At 74.0% G+C, this 17,944-nt stretch carries 17 protein-coding genes; 9 read left to right on the top strand and 8 right to left on the bottom strand.

Annotated features, from left to right (window positions below):
- Window positions 1-11: 11 nt before the first annotated feature.
- Complete coding sequence (locus ACFPCY_RS17640; RefSeq protein ID WP_378256399.1) at window positions 12-2,054, top strand: sensor histidine kinase; 2,043 nt, start codon at window positions 12-14, stop codon at window positions 2,052-2,054.
- Between the two features lie 42 nt (window positions 2,055-2,096).
- Here ACFPCY_RS17640 and ACFPCY_RS17635 read toward each other — a convergent pair whose 3' ends face one another.
- A complete protein-coding gene (locus ACFPCY_RS17635) occupies window positions 2,097-3,218 on the bottom strand; it encodes an erythromycin esterase family protein (protein ID WP_378256397.1) in 1,122 nt (373 codons plus the stop codon).
- Window positions 3,215-3,802, bottom strand: a complete 588-nt coding sequence (locus ACFPCY_RS17630; RefSeq protein ID WP_378256395.1) for an NADPH-dependent FMN reductase — start codon at window positions 3,800-3,802, stop codon at window positions 3,215-3,217. Before ACFPCY_RS17630 ends, ACFPCY_RS17635 begins: the two co-directional genes overlap by 4 nt.
- A 103-nt stretch (window positions 3,803-3,905) precedes the next feature.
- Between ACFPCY_RS17630 and ACFPCY_RS17625 the strand changes: the two genes are divergently transcribed.
- Window positions 3,906-4,550, top strand: coding sequence for a TetR/AcrR family transcriptional regulator (locus tag ACFPCY_RS17625; RefSeq protein ID WP_378256392.1), 645 nt, complete (start codon window positions 3,906-3,908; stop codon window positions 4,548-4,550).
- Window positions 4,551-4,764: 214 nt separating this feature from the next.
- On the opposite strand, the gene ACFPCY_RS17620 is transcribed toward ACFPCY_RS17625, so the two are convergent.
- Window positions 4,765-5,373: a response regulator transcription factor gene (locus tag ACFPCY_RS17620; protein ID WP_378256391.1), complete on the bottom strand. Its 609-nt coding sequence runs from the start codon at window positions 5,371-5,373 to the stop codon at window positions 4,765-4,767.
- A gap of 86 nt (window positions 5,374-5,459) precedes the next feature.
- On the opposite strand from ACFPCY_RS17620, the gene ACFPCY_RS17615 reads away from it, so the two are divergent.
- A complete protein-coding gene (locus tag ACFPCY_RS17615) occupies window positions 5,460-6,194 on the top strand; it encodes an ABC transporter ATP-binding protein (protein WP_378256389.1) in 735 nt (244 codons plus the stop codon).
- The gene (locus ACFPCY_RS17610) at window positions 6,191-8,569 is read left to right on the top strand and encodes an ABC transporter permease (RefSeq protein ID WP_378256387.1); all 2,379 of its coding nucleotides are present in this window, start codon (window positions 6,191-6,193) and stop codon (window positions 8,567-8,569) included. The genes ACFPCY_RS17615 and ACFPCY_RS17610 overlap by 4 nt, the downstream gene beginning before the upstream one ends.
- Here the strand turns inward: ACFPCY_RS17610 and ACFPCY_RS17605 are convergent.
- Window positions 8,566-9,453 carry a 3-methyladenine DNA glycosylase gene (locus tag ACFPCY_RS17605; RefSeq protein ID WP_378256385.1) on the bottom strand — a complete coding sequence of 296 codons (888 nt, stop codon included), beginning with the start codon at window positions 9,451-9,453 and terminating at the stop codon, window positions 8,566-8,568. The genes ACFPCY_RS17610 and ACFPCY_RS17605 overlap by 4 nt on opposite strands.
- A 77-nt stretch (window positions 9,454-9,530) precedes the next feature.
- On the opposite strand from ACFPCY_RS17605, the gene ACFPCY_RS17600 reads away from it, so the two are divergent.
- Window positions 9,531-9,938, top strand: a complete 408-nt coding sequence (locus ACFPCY_RS17600) for a VOC family protein (protein ID WP_378256383.1) — start codon at window positions 9,531-9,533, stop codon at window positions 9,936-9,938.
- A gap of 47 nt (window positions 9,939-9,985) precedes the next feature.
- Here the strand turns inward: ACFPCY_RS17600 and ACFPCY_RS17595 are convergent, their stop codons facing one another.
- On the bottom strand, window positions 9,986-11,914 hold the full coding sequence (locus tag ACFPCY_RS17595; RefSeq protein WP_378256460.1) for an FtsX-like permease family protein: 1,929 nt from the start codon (window positions 11,912-11,914) through the stop codon (window positions 9,986-9,988).
- A gap of 12 nt (window positions 11,915-11,926) precedes the next feature.
- Window positions 11,927-12,703, bottom strand: coding sequence for an ABC transporter ATP-binding protein (locus ACFPCY_RS17590; RefSeq protein WP_378256381.1), 777 nt, complete (start codon window positions 12,701-12,703; stop codon window positions 11,927-11,929).
- A 113-nt stretch (window positions 12,704-12,816) separates the two neighbouring features.
- On the opposite strand from ACFPCY_RS17590, the gene ACFPCY_RS17585 reads away from it, so the two are divergent.
- The 3 genes from ACFPCY_RS17585 (at window position 12,817) to ACFPCY_RS17575 (ending at window position 15,378) form a co-directional block, all read left to right on the top strand.
- Complete coding sequence (locus ACFPCY_RS17585) at window positions 12,817-13,470, top strand: maleylpyruvate isomerase family mycothiol-dependent enzyme (protein WP_378256379.1); 654 nt, start codon at window positions 12,817-12,819, stop codon at window positions 13,468-13,470.
- Between the two features lie 17 nt (window positions 13,471-13,487).
- The gene (locus tag ACFPCY_RS17580; protein ID WP_378256377.1) at window positions 13,488-14,081 is read left to right on the top strand and encodes a TetR/AcrR family transcriptional regulator; all 594 of its coding nucleotides are present in this window, start codon (window positions 13,488-13,490) and stop codon (window positions 14,079-14,081) included.
- A gap of 289 nt (window positions 14,082-14,370) precedes the next feature.
- On the top strand, window positions 14,371-15,378 hold the full coding sequence (locus ACFPCY_RS17575; protein WP_378256375.1) for an alpha/beta hydrolase: 1,008 nt from the start codon (window positions 14,371-14,373) through the stop codon (window positions 15,376-15,378).
- A 48-nt stretch (window positions 15,379-15,426) separates the two neighbouring features.
- Here ACFPCY_RS17575 and ACFPCY_RS17570 read toward each other — a convergent pair whose 3' ends face one another.
- Both ACFPCY_RS17570 and ACFPCY_RS17565 read right to left on the bottom strand, forming a co-directional pair.
- Window positions 15,427-16,350, bottom strand: coding sequence for an NAD-dependent epimerase/dehydratase family protein (locus ACFPCY_RS17570; RefSeq protein WP_378256373.1), 924 nt, complete (start codon window positions 16,348-16,350; stop codon window positions 15,427-15,429).
- A 142-nt stretch (window positions 16,351-16,492) separates the two neighbouring features.
- Window positions 16,493-16,957, bottom strand: a complete 465-nt coding sequence (locus ACFPCY_RS17565; protein WP_378256371.1) for a MarR family transcriptional regulator — start codon at window positions 16,955-16,957, stop codon at window positions 16,493-16,495.
- A gap of 82 nt (window positions 16,958-17,039) precedes the next feature.
- Here ACFPCY_RS17565 and ACFPCY_RS17560 point away from each other — a divergent pair, with 82 nt between their 5' ends.
- Complete coding sequence (locus ACFPCY_RS17560; RefSeq protein ID WP_378256369.1) at window positions 17,040-17,933, top strand: nitroreductase/quinone reductase family protein; 894 nt, start codon at window positions 17,040-17,042, stop codon at window positions 17,931-17,933.
- Window positions 17,934-17,944: the final 11 nt, after the last annotated feature.

Raw genomic sequence — 17,944 nt, 5'->3', positions numbered from 1 at the left:
GGTTCGTGGCGATGGGATCTCGGGGGGCTCGGGTCGTCGTCGGCGGGTTGCTGGCCTGCTTGTGCGGGCTGTACGCGCTGACGGCGGTCGGGCGTCCGGTCGTGGTCCTCGTCGTCTCGTGCGTGCTGTGCGCCGGGGCCCTGGGTGTCTGGCTGCGTTCGCTCGGACGCGGCTGGACGGCCCAGGACCTCGGCGTTCTCGCCGTCTGCGTCTACGCGGGCGTCGCGCCGGGGTGGGTTTCGGTCGGGCTCGTCGGGATGCTCGGCGGGGCGCTGGTCGTGGCCGGACGGCACTGGACGGCCGGGGGCGTCGCGGCGAGCGCGCTCGCGCTGGCGGCGGCGCGCGGCGGGTCGGTCGCGCATGTCGTGGACGTCGCGCTGACGGCCGTGCTGACCGGTGTGCTGGTCGTCGGGCTCGCGCGGCTCGTGGCCCGGATCGACGGGCGGGCGGCGGCGCGGATGACGCTCGCGCTCGCGGCCGTCGAGGACGAGCGGCTGCGCGTGGCGGCCGAGCTGAACGCGGGCCTCGGCACGGCCCTGGACACGATCGCGCGATCGCGGCCGGACGAGCTGGAGCCCGTGTTGAAGACCGCGCGCGAGGCGCTCGGCACGGCAAGGGCCGCTTCGGTCGAGCTGCGGAGCCTGTCGCTCGCGCCGGAGATCGCGGCGGCGAAGGGGTTGCTGGCGTCCGGCGGCATCGAGGCGGACGTCCGGACCGGTCATCGCGAACCGCTCGGCCGCGCCGGAGCCTTGCTGGCGGTCGTGCTGCGCGAGGCGGTCACCGACGTCGTGCGGCGCGGAACCGCCCGCTCGTGCGAGATCACGACGGCCGAGCGGGACGGGCTGCTCACGCTGCGGGTCGTGAACGACGGCGTCCGGACGTCCGAGCAGGGCGCGGGCGCGCTCGACGGCCTGGACGAGCGGATCGCGGCGGCGGGCGGGCGGCTCCGGACCGTCCTGGAACCGGACGGCCGGTTCGCGGTCGAGGCGTCCGTGCGGGTGCCGGAGGAGCGTCCGGTCGCGGAGGCGACGGCGGAGCGGCGGCTCGCGGTCGGGCTGCTCGCCGCGACGGTCCTCGTGCTGACCGTGAAGGGGCTGCTCCAGGTCCCGCCGCGCGAGCTGCCGATCGCGGCGCCGTCGATGCTCGCGATGGCGATCCTGCTGCGCTGGACGCGTCCGCGCGGACGCTGGTGGGGCGCGCTGCTGGCGGTCCAGGCTGTCGCGAGCTTCGCGCCGCTGGTCCTGCTGCACGAACCGTGGGGGACGCTGCCCGGCTTCCTGGTCGGGTCGATGTTCGTGCTGCTGCCCGTCCGGGCCGCCGGGGCGCTGGCCGTCGCGGCGCTCGCGCTGACCGGGGCGGCGGTGTGGGGCCACGGGATGGTCGTGAACACGCTGGTCAGCGTGCCGCTCACGGCGCTGGTCGTGTACGGGCTGCTGCGCCTCGCCCGCCTCGCGGACGAGCTCGCCGACGCCGCGGCGGCGCAGGCCCGCGCGGCGGTCGTCCAGGAGCGGCTGCGCGCGGCGCGCGACCTGCACGACCTGCTCGGCCACGGCCTCGCCGCGATCCTGATCAAGGGCGAGCTGGCGCGCCGCCTCGCCGACCGCGATCCGGACCGCGCCGCGCGCGAGTTCGCCGACATGGTCGCGATGGCCGAACGCGCCCGCACCGACATGGCCGCCGTGACCGGCGCCGCGCCGCGGCTGGACTTCGCCCCGGAACTGGAGTCGGCACTGGGCGTCCTGGAGGCGGCGGGCATCGACGTCGCCGTCCGGCGAGACGGCGATCCTCCGAAGGACGCCGAACCCGTCTTCGCGATCGTGCTCCGCGAGGCCGTGACGAACATCCTCCGCCACACCACCGCCCGCCACGTGCAGATCACGGTCGCTCCGGACGCCCTGACCGTCACCAACGACGGCGTGTCCGGCGAGATCACCCCGCCCGGCTCCGGCCTGGGCAACCTCGCGACGCGGCTGGCCGCCGTCAACGGCACCCTAGAAGCCACCCGGACCCCCGAAGGCTTCCGCCTCAGCGTGCGACTCCCCGACATCACCTAGGGCCACGACCACACACCGGCACATCACGCTCTCCGCCCGCCTCTACGTGGTCAGCCAGTGGACGGGAGTGACTTGGCGTAGGTGGACGAGCACGTCGAACGCGTCCGGCAGGGAGGCGACGGCGAGGTGTTCGGTCGCGTCCTTGGACGGGTCGTAGACGCCGCTGATGACGCGTGCCTTGAACGGCCCGTTCCATCCGCCGTCGCGCAGGTCGAGCCAATGAGCGGGCCGGCCGGTCGCCCCGAGGCGGGCGTCGAGCCAGTCCGGGGCCGGTTCGGGGACGGTGACGGCGCCGAGGTCGCCGTGGTGGAAGCCGATCCCCACCGACAGGTAACCGGTGCCGTAGCGGTCGCGCAGCACGCTGCCGACCGTCGGCTGGGGACCGCGGTCGGGCGCCAGGCCCAGGGTCACCGGAGCCGCCGCGGTGTGCGCGATGCCGTCCCAGTAGGCCACGCGGCGTCCGGTCCGGTGCTGGTGGTCGATGATCGCGTCCGCCCAGGTCCGAGCGTCGCCGGCGTAGTTGTCGCGCCCGGCGACGCTGCGCTCGTGGAAGTCCGCGATGAGGCGCATCCGCTCCAGGACGAGATCGTCGGGCAACTGCTCGACGATCGCGAGCGCGTCCCGCGCGTGTTCGGCGAAGGGACGGCCCGGATGCAGGCCCCTGGCCCGCTGCACGTGCTCGTCGATCTCGTGGGCGGTGCGGATCGGGTCCAGGTGGGCGGCCAGGTCGGCCAGCCGGTGCGGGGCGACCCGGCCCGCGTGCGCCAGGACGGCGTCGTAGTCGGCGGGCCGCGCCTGGGCGGGCTTGACCCCGAAGATCCGGACCGGGTCGTCCGGGCGCTCCCGGTTGAAGGCGCGGATCCACTCCAGCGCCGCGGCCATCTCGGCGGTGCGCCAGGGCCGCCACGCATCGGCCAGAGCCGAATGCGCCGTGCTCGATCCGCCCGTGACGTATTCGTCGAGGGCCGCTCCGACCGAAGCGTTGTCCTGCACGGCCAGCGCGCGGAAGCCGTGCCCGCCGACCAGGCGGCGGAAGACCTGGTCCCGCACCTCGAAGGTCTCGCGGGCGAACCTGGTGGACTCGCCGAGCCCCGCGACGGTCGTGCCGGCGGCGATCGCGCCGGCCAGCTCGTCCAGCGCGGACCCGGTCATCGGGGCGGTCATGCCGCGACTCCTTCCCGGATCGGTGCCAGCGCCCGCGACCAGGCGACGACGTCGTCCAGCAGGGCGGTGAGGGCGGAGTGCTGGTGCGGGCCGGGAGTGAGGTCGCCCGGCTCGGTCGGAGCGGAGAAGGTGAAGTCGTGGTGCAGTGACAGCGCCACCTGGCTGCGGACGGTGGCCACCTTCAACTCGGCCAGGACCAGCCGCAGATGCTCCACCGCGCGGGTCGCTCCTTGCAGCCCGTACCCGACGAACCCCGCCGCCTTGTCGTTCCACTCGGCGTAGACGAAGTCCAAAGCGTTCTTCAGCGCACCGGGCATCGAGCGGTTGTACTCCGGCGTGACGAACACGAACCCGTCGCAACCGGCGACCGCCTCCGCCCACCGGACCGTGTGCGCCTTGCCGTACACCCCGGACGCCGGCGGAAGCGCCTCGTCCAGCAGCGGCAAGCCGAAGTCGGCCACATCGATGATCTCGAAGTCGATCCCCGGCCGCTCACTCGCGGCGACGCCGGCCACCCACTCGGCGACGATGCGTCCCCGCCGGCCGGGACGCGTACTACCGACGACGATGCCGATCTTGGTCATGAACCTCTCCTCAACGACAGCGTGTTGCACCGATCGGTGTAGACATTACGCCGACCGTCGCAACGAATGCAAGGATCGGTGCAACTGGCTAGGATCGGGGAGCGTGACCGAGAGGAAGAAGCCCGCCGGCCAGCCGGACAAGCGCCGGGCGATCATGGCCGGGGCGCTGACCCTGTTCGCCCGCGACGGCTACACGCGCGCCGGGCTGGACGCGATCGCCGCCGAGGCGGGGGTGTCCAACCGCACCATCTACAACCACTTCACCGACAAGGCCGAGCTGTTCCAGGCGGTGATGCGGGAGAGCACGCAGCGGGTCGCGGACACCATGGTCGACGTCATCGACCGCCACCTGACCAAGGTGGTCGATCTCGAGAACGACCTGATCGACTTCGGGCTCGCCTGGCTCGGCGTGCTGACCTCCGACCTGGCCCCGCACTTCGCGCTCGTCCGCCAGATCAACGCCGAGATCGAGCACATCCCGCCGGCCGCGCTCCGGCACTGGCAGGAGACCGGCCCCGGCCGTACCCGGCGCGCACTGGCCGAACGCCTGCGCCGCATCGCCGAGCGCGGCGACCTCACGATCGCCGACCCCGCTCGCGCGGCCGGGCACCTGATGCTGCTCATCTCCGCCGACAACCTCACCGACCGGGCGGACCTCCACAACGAGGACGCCCTCCGGGAGATGGTCACCGCCGGAGTCTCGACCTTCCTGTACGGCCACGCGAAACGCCCCAAGGACGGCTCGTGATGCGTCATCAAAAGCCACCCGAACCACGGAAGGCTCACGCCTCAGTGTGAGACCCCGCGACGACCCCGGCCCGCGCAGCGAGCGCGCCATCTGAGCCCCGGCGCGACGCCGAAGGCGAGCGCCGGGGCGAAGGTCGCGAAGCGACGTCGCGCTCGCACGAGTCTCCGGGCCGAAGACGAGCCGCTAGGCGAGTCTTCGGAGCCGGAGGCTCAAATCAACACAGCCAGCCTGATTCGCGGGCTATGCGGACGGCGTCGGGGCGGCCTCGGGCGTTCAGTTTCGTGACGATCGCGGTGAGGTGGTTGCGGACGGTCCCGGCGGACAGGTGCAGGCGGGTGGCGATCTCGGCGGGTTCGGCGCCGTCGGCGAGGAGGCGGAGGACGTCCTTCTCGCGGGGGGTGAGCGGGTCGGCGGCGAGGTCCCAGGCGGTGACGGCGAGGCTGGGGTCGAGCACGCGGCGGCCCTCGTGGACGGCGCGGATCGCGGCGACCAGGTCGTCCGGCGGGGCGGTCTTCAGCAGGAAGCCGCCGACTCCGGCGTCGAGGGCGCGGCGGAGCTGGCCGGGCGCGCCGTGGCCGGTGAGGATCAGCGTGCGGCAGGCCGGGAGCTTCTCGCGGAGCGCGGCGGCGGCGGTGAGGCCGTCCATGCCGGGCATGTCGACGTCGAGGACGGCGACGTCGGGGCGGTGGGCGAGGGCGGCGGACACGGCGGCGTCGCCGGCGCCGACGTCCGCGACGACCTCCAGGTCGTCCTCCAGGCCGAGCAGGGCGACCAGCCCGCTCCGGATGACGTGCTGGTCCTCGGCGAGCAACACCCTGATCACGGCACGAGGGTACCCGTGACGATGTCACGGGTGATCGATGACGACCGCTCTTCTGGGTGGAGCCGCAGGTCAGCAGAGTGGAACCCATGAGCGATGCGGTGGTCATGGCCGGGGTGAGCAAGGTCTACGGCCGGAACGGGAGCGCGGTGGCGGCGCTGCGCGAGGTGTCGGTGGCGGTGCCGTCGGGGGCGTTCACGGCGGTGATGGGCCCGTCGGGGTCGGGGAAGAGCACGTTCCTGCACTGCACGGCGGGGCTCGACCGGCCGACGTCGGGCGAGGTGCGGCTCGGCGGGACGGCGCTGTCGGGGATGAGCGAGGCGAAGCTGACGGAGCTGCGGCGCGAGCGCGTCGGGTTCGTGTTCCAGGCGTTCAACCTCGTGCCGTCCCTGACGGTGGAGCAGAACGTGACGCTGCCGTTGAAGCTGGCGCGACGCAGACCGGACCGGGCGCTGCTAGCGGAGGTGCTGGAGCGGGTCGGGTTGAGTGACCGGGCGGCGCACCGTCCGGGCGAGCTGTCCGGTGGGCAGCAGCAGCGGGTTGCGCTGGCGCGGGCGCTGGTCACCCGTCCGGACGTGGTGTTCGGGGACGAGCCGACCGGCGCGCTCGACACGATGACGGCCCGCGACGTGCTGGAGCTGCTGCGGCAGACCGTGGACGAGCTGGGCCAGACCGTCGTGATGGTGACGCACGACCCGGTGGCGGCCTCGTTCGCCGACACCGTCCTGTTCCTGGCGGACGGCCGGATCGTGGACGCGCTCGCCGCGCCGTCCGCGTCCGCCGTGGCCGACCGCATGACCCGGCTGGGGGCGTACGCGCGATGATCTGGAGCACTCTGCGGTACCGCAAGGCCGCGTTCGCGGGCGCGTTCGTCGCGCTGTTCTTCGCCGCCGCGCTGGTCACGGCGTGCGGGACGCTGATGGACACCGGGCTGAGCGGGACGGTGCGGCCCGTCCGGTACGCGGACGCGCCGGTCGTCGTGGCCGGTGACCCGCAGTCGCATTTCGTGAAGCAGAAGAAGAAGGGGAAGACGAAGCGGAAGTCGAAGCCGAACGCGGCGCGCGCCTGGATCCCGGCCGAGCTGGCCGAGAAGGTGAGGGCCGTGCCGGGCGTGCGGCGGGTCGTGACCGAGGTGTCGTTTCCGCTGGTCGTCCAGGGGGCCGGGCCGGTCGAGGGGTACGGCTGGGAGCCGCTGGGCGCGGTCCGGCTGCGGGCGGGGCGGGCTCCGCGGGCGGCGGACGAGATCGTCCTGAACACGAGGGCCGCGCGGGTGAACGTGCTGACGGCGAAGGGCCCGCGCACGTACCGGGTCGTCGGGGTCGCCGATCACCCGTACGTCGCGGCGGACGAGGCGCGGCGGCTCGCCGGGCATCCGGGGCAGGTCACCGCGATCGGCGTCTGGGGCGGGAACCCGGAGGACGTCGAGCGCGCGGTGCGGGGGACGAACGCGGTCGTCGCGACGGGTGACGAGCGCGGACGCGTGGAGTTCCCCGGTGTCGGCGCGGCCCGGACGAAGCTGGTCAGCATGGGCGCGGCGCTCGGCGGGACGTCCCTGATCGTGGCGCTGCTGGCCGTCGTCGGGACGTTCGGCCTGGCGGTCCAGCAGCGCGAGCGGGAGCTGGCGATGCTGCGCGCGGTCGCGGCCACGCCCCGGCAGCTGCGCCGGATGCTCGGCCGGGAGGCGCTGCTGGTCGGGGCGCTCGCGACCGTCCCCGGCGCGCTGGCCGGGCTGCCGCTCGGCGGCTGGCTGCACGGCCGGATGGCCGCCGGGGACGTGATCCCGAAGAACCTCCCGCTCGTCCTCGGGCCGTTCCCGCCGCTGGTGGCGGCCGGGGCGACCGTCCTGGCGGCCTGGCTCGCGGCGCGCGTCTCGGCGCGGCGGATCACGCGGCTGCGTCCGGTCGAGGCGCTCGGCGAGGCCGCGCTCACCCCGGCGCGGGTGCCGGTGCCGCGGATCGTCGCGGGCGTCGTGGCCCTCGCGGGCGGGATCGTGCTGAGCGTCGTCCTGCGGTCGGTGCACACCGACGCGGCGTCCGGCCCGCTGACGCCGCTGACCGCGCTGCTGTTCACCGTGGCGATCGCGCTGCTCGGGCCGCCGCTGGCACGGGCCGCGATCGCGGTGGCCGCCGTGCCGCTGCGCGCGTCCGGCGGGACGGGCGAGCTCGCCGCCGCGAACCTGCGCACGTCCGCGCGGCGGCTCGCCTCGGTGATCACGCCGCTGACGTTGATGATCGCGATGTCCGGGACGCTGCTGTTCGCGCAGTCCACGCTGACCGGCGCGGCCGAGGCGCAGGCCCGGACCGGGACCGTCGCCGACTACCGGCTCGGTCCGGCCGTCCCGGCGGCGACGGCGGACGCGCTGCGCCGCGTGCCGGGCGTGAAGGCGGTCACCGAGGTCGTCCGCAGCCGGGTGCGCGCCGCGAACAGCCCCTACAGCGTGCAGGGCGTCACGCCGGACGGCCTGTCCGCGACCATGGACCTGGACGTCCGGGACGGCTCGCTCGACCGCCTCGGCCCGGGCGCCATGGCCGCCCGCGAAGGGATCGGCATGAAGGTCGGCGACAGCGTCTCGTTCGCGCTCGCCGACGGCACCCGCACCACGCAGAAGGTCGTGGCCATCTACCGGCGCGGCCTCGGGTTCGGCGATCTGACGCTGCCGTACGACCTGGTGGCCGCGCACTCCGACTCGTCCATGGGGACGGCGCTGGTGTCCGCGCCGGGCGTCGCGAAGGACGCGCTGCGGCGCGCCCTGCCGCCGGGCGTCATGATCGGCGCGCCGGTGGCGGCGAACAAGGGCGTGTCGGGGGCGTCCGCCGTGAACTACCTGGCGCTCGGGCTGGTCGTCGCGTTCGCGGGGATCGCGATGGTCAACACGCTCGCGATGGCCGTCGCGGGCCGCTCCCGGGAGCTGGCGCTGCTGCGCCTGGCGGGCGCGACGAGGCGGCAGGTGCTGCGGATGCTGCGCTGGGAGACGCTCGCGGTCGCCGCGATCGCGACCGTCCTCGGCACGGTGATCGCGTTCTGGACGCTGACCTCCTACAGCGCGGGCATGACCGGCGCCGCGACGCCGCACGTCCCGGCTCTGGGTGCGCTCGGGATCATCGCCGCGGCGACCCTGCTCGCGCTCGCCGCGACCGCCCTCCCGGCCCGCGCCGCCCTGCGCGCCGACCCGACCCGGACCCTCGCCGCCCGCGACTAGGCCGGGGCTCGTCCGGGGCTCGGCGGGGACTGGGCCGGGACGGCGAGGAGGCTCTCGCAGGCCCGCAGCAGGCGGAGGCGGAGGGGCTCGGCGCGCCGGGAGAAGTCACGCTGGAGGGCCGCGTACTCGGCGCGGCCCTCCGCCGTCTCGATCCGGACGGGCGGGTAGCCGAGCCGGGCCAGGTCGTACGGGCTGGCCCGCATGTCCACGGCGCGGATGTCGCGGGCGAGCGCGAAGCAGTCGGCCACCAGCTCGGACGGCACCAGCGGCGACAGCTTGTACGCCCACTTGTACAGGTCCATGTTGGCGTGCAGGCAGCCGGGCTGCTCCAGCTCGTGCTGCGTCTCGCGGGTCGGCTGGAGCACGTTCAGCGGGCGCGCCGCCTCGGTGAAGAACCGGAACGCGTCGAAATGGCTGCACCGGACGCCGCGCGCCTCGACGATCCCCGCGATCTCGTCGGCGGACAGCCGCATCGGCCACGCCTCGTGCCGCACCTCGGGCGTCCGGTAGACCATGGCCCACTCGTGCAGGCCGAAGCAGCCGAACTGGGCCGGTCGGGCGGCCGTCCGGGCGAGCAGGGCGGCCGTCCACTCGACGGAGGAGCGGCGCCGGGCGAGCAGGCCGTCCACGTCCACGGCCGCGCCGCGCTCGGTGTTCACGTAGTCGCGGCCGAGGTCGCGCGCGCCGGCGAGCTCGACGCCCGCGCCGGGATGCCACTGGAGGAGCCGGTTCGGCCGGTGGCTGTAGTAGGTGAACAGGAAGTCCTCGACGGGGTGCTTCTCGCCGCGCCTGCGGCGCTCCAGGTGCGGTTCGAGCCAGGCGCCGACGCGCCGGCGGTGCGCGTCGGCGCGCGCCCGCCACTCGTCCGGACCGAGGATCTCCACGGATTCATGCTAGGCGCGATGAGTTACCGCTCGGCCGCCGGTCGAACCGGGTAGGGCACCCCCTCAGGAGGAAGACCGTGGACTGGAAGCTCGAACTGATCATCATGCCGGTGGCCGACATCGACCGCGCCAAGGCGTTCTACACCGAGCGCTGCGGTTTCGTCATGGACGTCGACTTCTCCGCCGACGACTTCCGCATCGTCCAGCTCACGCCGCCGGGATCGGCGTGCTCGATCACGCTGATGCGGAACGAGGAGAAGGCCGGGACGCTGGACGGGCTGCACATCGTCGTCCCGGACATCGACGAGGCGCGCGAGACCCTCGTGAAGGGCGGCGTGGACGTGAGCGAGCCGTACCACTTCGGCGAGGGCGGCGCGCGCGTGGACGGCCACGATCCCAAGCGCGGCGACTACGGCACCTACCTGGAGTTCCGTGACCCGGACGGCAACGGCTGGCTCATCCAGGAGGTCCCCTCCCGCGCCTGACGCCCGGCCCGCCCGGCGTCCGCCCACCCGGCGCGGCCGGGGCGGGGTCACTCGCGGGCGGCGGCCAGCGCGACCGGCGGGACGCGCGTCGCCGCCCGCGTGGTGAGCACGCTGGTCACGGTGGAGATCGCGAACGCGCCGAGGACGAGCAGGACGATCAGCGTCCACGGGACGGCGAGGATCTCGGTGCCGCGCGGCCCGAACAGGAACCCGCCGAGCGACAGCAGCGCGACCAGCAGCCCCAGCCCGACGCCGATCAGCGTCACCCCGGACGCCTCCAGCAGCGCGGCCTGAACGACCTGGCGGCGGGACAGCCCGGTCAGCCGCGCCACGGCGAACTCGCGGCGGCGCTCGGTGCCGGCGATGATCATGGCGTTGATGATCGCGATCACCGCGTAGGCGGCGGACAGCCCCATCAGCACCATCATGACGTTGTCGTTCTCCTCCTGCTGCTCGGCGACGCGCGCGTTCGACCACGCCGACACCGTCCGGACCTCGCCGATCCGCAGGTCGCGCAGGCGCCGCGCGACGTCGGCGGCGGACGCGCCCGGCGCGACCTGGACGATCGTGTCGGCCTCGGCCTTCGCGAGCATGTCCGGCGGCAGCAGCGTGCGCGGGACGTAGAACGCGTCGGCGTTGTTCTCCAGCGTCCCGGGCAGCCGCGCGACGACCTTCGCCTTCACCTTCCGGTCGCCGATGCCGAGCACGGCGGTCGTGCCGCGCCGGACGCCGTCCTCGGCCGCGCCCGGTCCGGCGAGGACGCCGTTGCCGCGCACGTCGCCGAGCGCCCCGGAGATCGGCCGCTGCTTGTGCGTGCGTGCCCAGTCGGCGGCGTCGATGGCGTAGATGCCGGAACGCACCGTCTCGCGGCGTCCCCGCTCGTCGGAGTCGGTGTGGACGTAGGTGAGCGTGATGTCGGCGACGACGGCCGTGGACGTCGCCCCGACGCCCGGCACCGAGGCGATCCGCTGCGCGTCCGCGCCCTTGGACGTCACGACGTACTGGCCCACGATGTTCCGCTCGACCTCCGCTCCGCCCGCCTTCGCCTGCGTGCCGAGCATCGCGGTCAGCCCGACGACCAGCGCGGTCAGCACGATCATCGGGGCGGCGGTCGCGGCCGCGCGGCGCTTGCCGTCCCGCAGGTTGGCCTGGGCGAGCTCGGCGAGCGGGCCGAACCGGGCGAACGGGCGCAGCAGGTGCCCGGCGAGCGGGACGACCAGCGGGCTGAGCGCGCTCAGCCCGATCGCCCCGGCGAAGGACACGCCGAGCCCGATCAGCATCGCGCCGAGGAAGTCGACCTTGCCCTCGGCCGACACCATGACCGCGGTGAGGGCGAGCATGGTGACGCCCCAGAACCAGCGGCCGACGGTCATGACCCGCGCGGCGCGTCCGATGTCGCGCAGCGCCTCCAGCGGCCGGACCCGCGCCGCCCGGAGCGTCGCGGCGAACGACCCGGCGAGCGCCATCCCGACGCCCGCGCTCACCGAGCCGATCAGCACGCCGTTGTCCCAGACCGGCTCGAACGAGCCGGGCACGAGCTTGGTCGACGTCAGCAGGAACGTCTGGATCCACATGAGCGGGACGCCGAGCATGATCCCGCCCGCCGATCCGAGCACGCCGAGGATCACCGCCTCGCTCATCAGCAGCGCCACGACCTGCCGGCGGCTGCCGCCGAGCGTGCGCAGCAGCGCGAGGTCGGCGCGGCGCTGCGCGACGGTGAACGCGAACGTCGAGCCGACGATGAACACCGCGAGGAAGCAGGCGAGCATGGCCGTCATGCCGAGCAGCGAGCCGGCGCCCTCGTAGGCGTCCTTGATCTCGGCGGCCTCGCGCGGCGACGCCCCGGCCGGGATCCTCGGGTGCTCCGAGCCGAGCACGACCATCATCGACGCCTGGACGAGCGCGACCCCGCACACGACGGTCAGCAGCGCGCCCGCGAACAGGGTCCAGCGCTCCCGGAAGGTGCTCCACGACATCCGCCACACGGGTCAGTCCTCCAGCGTCGCGAGCCGGTCGGCCACGTCGCGGGCGGACGCCCCGACGAGCCGGTCCACCAGGCGGCCGTCGCGCAGGAACACCACGGCGTCGGCGGCCGAGGCGGCGACCGGGTCGTGGGTGACCATGACGACGCACTGCGGCGAGCCCTGGACGACGCGCCGCATCAGGCCCAGCACGGTGCGGGCGGAGCGGGAGTCGAGCGCGCCGGTCGGCTCGTCGGCGAACAGCACGTCCGGGCGGGTGACCATCGCGCGCGCGATCGCGACGCGCTGCTGCTGGCCGCCGGACAGCTCGCGCGGCCGGTGCCCGCCCCGGTCGCCGAGGCCGACGTCGGCGAGCGCGGCCCGGACCTGCTCGCGCTTCACCCGGACCCCGGCGAGCCGGAGCGGCAGCGCGACGTTCTGCTCGGCGGTCAGCGCGCCGACCAGGTTGAAGTTCTGGAAGACGAAGCCGAGCGAGCGGCGGCGCAGCTCGGTGAGGACGTGCTCGGGCGCGCGCGTGATGTCGCGGCCCGCGACGAGCACCTGCCCCTCGTCGGCGCGGTCCAGCCCTGCGGCGCAGTGCAGCAGCGTGGACTTACCGGAGCCGGACGGTCCCATCACGGCGGTCCAGCTGCCGGGCGGGAACGCGATGCTCACCCGGTCGAGCGCCGTCACGGCCGTGTCGTCCGAGCCGTACCGGCGCAGGACGCCGCGGAGTTCGACGGCGGGCGGGGGCATCGGCGGGACCGCGTGCGGCATCGCGGGTCCGGCACTCGGGAAGCTCATGCCACGATTCCACCCGTCCCGCGCCGCGGGCGTAACGGGGCCTTCCACCGGATCGGCCTTCGGGTTGTCCCCACCCCTTCACATACAGGCTGCATGTATGTAAGTTCGCGGGCATGACCCGACACCTGCCGCCCGACCGCGACACGACCGTCAAGGGCCTGCTGGCCGAGTTCCGCGCCTTCGCCGACCTCGTGGACGGCCTCTCCGCCGCCGACTGGGACGCCCCGACCCGGTGCACCGCATGGCGCGTCCGCGACGTCGCCGCCCACGTGCTCGGCAACGCCGAGGACATCGTCAACCGCGCGTCCGGCACGCGCTCCCCCGACGAGCAGGCCGCGGCCGGGCGCGGCCGTTCCCCCGCCGGGCTCGCCGCCGCCCTCCGCGCGGCGGCCGGCACGATCGAGCCGGGCCTGTCCGCGCTGACCGACGAGGTCTGGGCCGGGCCCGGACCCGCCGGACGGACGGTCGGCAACGGCGTCCTGACGCTCTGGTACGACGCGTACGTGCACTCCGACGACGTCCGCGCGGCGCTCGGCCGTCCGGCCGGCACCGGCCCCGGCCTCGGCGCGGCGCTCGCCTGGCTGCGCGAGACGCTGGACGACCGCGTCTCCCTCACGCTCCGGCTCGACGGCTTCCCCGAGGCCGAGATCGGAGGCGGCGGGACGGTCGTCACCGGCGACCCGCACCCGTTCGTCCTCGCCGCCACCGGACGGCTCGACCCCGCCGCCCTCGGCCTGCCCGAAGAGGTGAACGTGTACGCCGCCTAGCTCCCTACGATGGGGGGATGAGCAGGAAGGTCGAGCAGGGCGACGCCACGCGGCGGCGGCTCGTGGACGCGGCCGTCGCCCTGTTCACCGAGCACGGCTTCGCCGGCACGTCCACGACCGCCGTGGTGCGGGCCGCGGGCGTCACGCGCGGCGCGCTCTACCACCACTTCGCCGACAAGGAGAGCCTGTTCGAGGCCGCCTTCCAGCAGGTCCAGCGCGAGGTCGCGGACCGCTGCGCCGCCGCCGCGCTGGGCGCGGGGCCGGGGCCCGCCGAGCGGCTGCGGGCGGGCATGGCGGCCTTCCTCGACACCTGCCTGGAGCCGCACGTCCAGCGCGTCCTGCTGCGCGAGGGGCCGCTCGTCCTCGGGTGGGAGCGCTCGGTCGCCTACGACGACCCGTACTGCGCGCGGCGGCAGCTGCGCGCGGGGATGCGGGAGGCCGAGCGGCTCGGCCTGGTCTCCCCCGGCCGCGCCGAGCCCCTGACGCACCTGCTGTTCGGCGCCGCCAACCAGGCCGGAGTGGTGATCACCGTCGCGGCCGATCCGGCCGCCGCCCGGGCCGAGACGGGCGCCGCCATGGACGATCTGATCACCCGCCTGCTCACGCGCTGAGCACGCTCGGCGGCACTGCGCAATAGTTGCGCAACAACGCAAACAAGAGTAGGCATGGACCCGTCCCGCCCGACTGTCCGCATCCGGACGGACCGCCGGCGCGGGCCGGGCTTTCGTCCGTCCATGGGGTGAACAAGCCTTGAATAGGGGCTTCACCCGGCACGTACGGATAGGCGAGCAAAGGCGGGACTTTTGCGTTTTGCCTGGCCGCCCCTATGATCCTGCCAGTTCGTGTGCTTCGGTGACCCGCGTCGCGGGGCGGCGGAGACGGCCTACGGGGAGGCCATTGATGACATCACGACGGAGCCTGCGCGGCATCGGGGCCGCGCTCGCCGCCGCCGCGCTCGTGGTCTCGACCGCCGCCGCATGCGGGTCCGGAGGAGCCAAGGCGCAACCGCCCGCGCCGTCCACGACGCCCGCGCAGGCCGCGCCCGCCGGGCGCACCGAACCGCCGGTGCAGATGCCGACCGGGCCGAAGGCGCACTTCAAGTTCTCGCACAACACGTCCGGCGGGCCGATCATGGTCACCACGCTCAAGGGCGCCAGGTCCGGCGTGACGGGCAAGGTGTGGGTCTGGCTGCCGCCCGAGTACAAGGACCCGCGCTACGCCAGGAGCGGCTTCCCGGTGCTGACGCTCTTCACCGGCAACACCGGCGTGAACTACAACTTCTGGGCGCACGAAGAGGTCGAGCCGATCCAGAAGACGGCCGTCCAGATGGAGAAGCGCCACAAGGCGCACCCGTTCATCATGGTCATGCCGGTGCTCCAGATGTCCACGCGCCAGGACACCGAGTGCAGCGACATCCCGGGCATGCCGAAGATGGGGACGTTCCTCGGCGAGGACGTCTACGCCATGGTCCGCGCCAACTTCCGCACGCTGCCCGGACGCGACGGCTGGGGGCTCGGCGGCGCGTCGTCCGGCGCGTTCTGCGCGGTCAAGCTGGCGCTGGAGCACCCGGCCAAGTACCGCGCCGCGATGTCGTGGGCCGGGTACTTCTCGCCCGAGCCGCAGGCCGGCCCGCGCTGGACGCCGCAGCAGATGCGCGCCAACAGCCCGGACGAGACGGTCAAGAAGCGGCCGGACGTGCGGCTGTTCCTGCTCGCGGGCGACCGCAAGCTGTTCCGCGCGGACCGGGAGCGCGTGATGCAGTTCAAGCGGCTCGTCCAGGCGCCGACGACCGCGCAGGTGGAGATCCAGAAGAACGGCGGCCACTACACCGCCGACCTCCAGAAACTGCTCCCGGACATCCTCGCCTGGTTCACCAGGAGCCTGAAGGGCCCCGTCGCGGGAAGCTGACGCGGGTGAAGGTGGGGCTCGCGCTAGGCGGGCCCCACCTTCCGCGCCTTACTCGTCCTTGGAGAGCTCGACCTCGAAGCCGTCCCGCCAGGACGCGTAGCGCGGACGCCAGTCCAGGCTCGCGCGCGCACGGGCGTTGTCCACGCCGCGCAGCCGGTTCAGGAAGGCCACGCCCCACTCCCCGGCGACGGGAAGGGCCTGCTCCTCGGACACCACGGGCGGTTCGAGCGCGCCGAGCATGCGCGCGACCTCGGGGATCCACTCGCGGGCCTGCGTCGGGTGGTCGTCCGCGATGTTCAGGACGCCGCTGACGTCCCGGTCGAGCCCGGCGACGACGGCGGCGGCCGCGTCGGCGGAGTGGATGAACGAGAAGTAGCCGTTCCCCCCGCCGATCAGCGGGAACTGCCCGGCCCTGATCGCGGCGGTGGTCGCGCCGTCGGCCGCGTAGCCCGAGCCCGGCCCGTACAGGTGGCCGAAGCGCAGCGCGAGGCCGCCGGCCTCGGTGAGCTGCCTTTCCAGGTCCAGAGCGGCTTCGAGCGTGGTGACGAACTGGTCGGGCGTGCCGTCGTACCAGGTCGGCGCGTCCTCGTCGGCGAGCCCGTCGCCCGGCTGGTAGACGAACGCGACGCTCTCGGCGATGTGCCGGGCGCCGGGGGCGGCGTCCAGCAGGTTGCGGGTCCCCTGCGTGCGCAGCCGGTTGGTCAGGACGAACTCCTCCGCCAGCCGCGAGACGTCGAGCTTGGCGGGGATCGCGGTCAGCAGGTTCACGACCGCGTCGGGCGCGGCGTCGCGGACGCCCTTCAGGACGTCCTCGCGGACGAGCGCGTCCGCCTCGACGGTCTCCACCCCCAGCCGCTCCCGCACCGCGCCGGGGTTGCGGGTGAGCGCGACCGGCTCGTGCCCGGCCTCCTTCAGCAGGGGGACAAGGCGGCGGCCGATGACTCCGGTGGCTCCGGCGACCAGCACTCGCATGACGGTCTCCTCTTCTTCTCGCGACTACGCAGAGAGGACTGGAGACCCTGCCCGGACGTGACAGTCCACGCTGTGACGTGCCTCACGTGCCGTGCCCGCGTCACGCGTCGCACGTCACGCGCCGCACGTCACGTGCCTCGCGTCACGACTCGCGCGCGGCCTCCTCGTAGCGGCGGAGCGTCTCGATGAACATCCGGCGCTCGGACGGGCTGAGCGGGTCGAGCGCGGCGCGCCAGGCGTCCGCGCCCTTGGCGAGCCAGCCGCTGATGCCGTCGTGGTGCTCGGGCGCGATGGCGACGATCGTGCGGCGGCGGTCGGCCTCGTCCTCGCGGCGTTCGAGGATGCCCTGGCGGCTGAGGTCGCCGACCATGAGGCTGACCGTCGTCGGGGCCACCTCCAGCCGCTCGGCCAGCGCGCGGACCGGCATCGGCCCGTCGAACAGCAGGTAGGCGAGCAGCGACAGGTGGCGCGGCGCGAGCGCGAACCCGGCCAGCGACGCGGGCGGCGGCGTCCGCTTCGCCCGGCCCACCAGGCGCGGCATGAGCAGCAGCATCGCGCGGACGCCGGCCTCGACGTCCGGCCCGTCCGGCTCCCGGCCCGTTGACATACAAACACCTTTGCATTCAAAGTAGATTTGCTTGCAAAGCAAACATGATTCGCCGGGATCAGCCTACGCGGAGGCCAGAGGCATGACCTACACCGAGTTCAACCGTCCGATCGTCGAGGAGTTCCGGGCGAACGGAGGCGTGGTCGGCGGCCCCTTCGCCGGGATGCCGCTCCTGCTCCTCACCACCACCGGACGCCGGTCCGGAGCACCGCGCACCTCACCGCTCGCCTACCGCGAGGACGGCCGCGGACGCCCCGTCGTCTTCGCCACCAACGCGGGCGGCGACGACCATCCGACCTGGTACGCCAACCTCGTCGCGAACCCGAGGGTGACCGTTGAGATCGGGACGTCCTCGTACACGGCCACCGCGATCCCGGCGCCCGAGGAGGAACGCGAGCGCCTGCACGCCGAGATGATGGCGTCGTCCGAGGCGTACGCCAGCTATGCGGCGCGCACCTCCCGGACGTTCCCCGCCGTCGTCCTGTACCGCGTGGACGAGGACCGCGAGCGGGCGCTCGGGAGCGAGCTCGTCCGAATCCACGAGTCCCTGCGCAACGACCTCATGGACGTGCTCGAAAGCTCGGCGTTCGGCACGGACGCCCCGTCGGCCCCGCTCCTGGAGCGGCTCCGCACGCACTGCCTGACCGTGTGCGGCGACCTGGAGTCCCACCACACCAAGGAGAACGGCGTCTTCCCGCGCATCGAGCAGCAGTTCCCGGCGCTCGCCCCGATGCTGGACGACCTGCGCCGCCAGCACGCCGTCCTCGCCGGGAAGCGCGCCGAGCTGGAGTCGCTGTGCGCCCGCACCGACCTCGCGGACGAGGAGCGGCGCGAGGGCGTGGAGCGGATCGTCGCGGAGATCGACGCCCACTTCGCCGACGAGGAGCGCCGCCTCGTCCCGGTCCTGGACGTCCTCGACCCGGCGACGGTCGGGCGGCCTCAGCTCCCCGGCCCGGACGGGGCGGACCGAAAATAAGGCTTTTGCCT

The sequence above is a fragment of the Actinomadura gamaensis genome (genome assembly GCF_042652125.1).
Lineage (GTDB): Bacteria > Actinomycetota > Actinomycetes > Streptosporangiales > Streptosporangiaceae > Spirillospora > Spirillospora gamaensis.
This window is presented reverse-complemented; position numbering and strand designations above follow the sequence as displayed.

What these genes read in the sequence shown, in the direction of transcription:
- ACFPCY_RS17635 (WP_378256397.1), bottom strand. Translation starts at nt 3,218, where the DNA reads ATGACCGCCCCGATGACCGGGTCCGCGCTGGACGAGCTGGCCGGCGCG.
- ACFPCY_RS17595 (WP_378256460.1), bottom strand. Translation starts at nt 11,914, where the DNA reads ATGTCGTGGAGCACCTTCCGGGAGCGCTGGACCCTGTTCGCGGGCGCG.
- ACFPCY_RS17570 (WP_378256373.1), bottom strand. Translation starts at nt 16,350, where the DNA reads ATGCGAGTGCTGGTCGCCGGAGCCACCGGAGTCATCGGCCGCCGCCTT.
- ACFPCY_RS17640 (WP_378256399.1), top strand. Translation starts at nt 12, where the DNA reads ATGGGATCTCGGGGGGCTCGGGTCGTCGTCGGCGGGTTGCTGGCCTGC.
- ACFPCY_RS17585 (WP_378256379.1), top strand. Translation starts at nt 12,817, where the DNA reads ATGACCCGACACCTGCCGCCCGACCGCGACACGACCGTCAAGGGCCTG.
- ACFPCY_RS17630 (WP_378256395.1), bottom strand. Translation starts at nt 3,802, where the DNA reads ATGACCAAGATCGGCATCGTCGTCGGTAGTACGCGTCCCGGCCGGCGG.
- ACFPCY_RS17580 (WP_378256377.1), top strand. Translation starts at nt 13,488, where the DNA reads ATGAGCAGGAAGGTCGAGCAGGGCGACGCCACGCGGCGGCGGCTCGTG.
- ACFPCY_RS17560 (WP_378256369.1), top strand. Translation starts at nt 17,040, where the DNA reads ATGACCTACACCGAGTTCAACCGTCCGATCGTCGAGGAGTTCCGGGCG.
- ACFPCY_RS17615 (WP_378256389.1), top strand. Translation starts at nt 5,460, where the DNA reads ATGAGCGATGCGGTGGTCATGGCCGGGGTGAGCAAGGTCTACGGCCGG.
- ACFPCY_RS17565 (WP_378256371.1), bottom strand. Translation starts at nt 16,957, where the DNA reads ATGTCAACGGGCCGGGAGCCGGACGGGCCGGACGTCGAGGCCGGCGTC.
- ACFPCY_RS17610 (WP_378256387.1), top strand. Translation starts at nt 6,191, where the DNA reads ATGATCTGGAGCACTCTGCGGTACCGCAAGGCCGCGTTCGCGGGCGCG.
- ACFPCY_RS17575 (WP_378256375.1), top strand. Translation starts at nt 14,371, where the DNA reads ATGACATCACGACGGAGCCTGCGCGGCATCGGGGCCGCGCTCGCCGCC.
- ACFPCY_RS17590 (WP_378256381.1), bottom strand. Translation starts at nt 12,703, where the DNA reads ATGAGCTTCCCGAGTGCCGGACCCGCGATGCCGCACGCGGTCCCGCCG.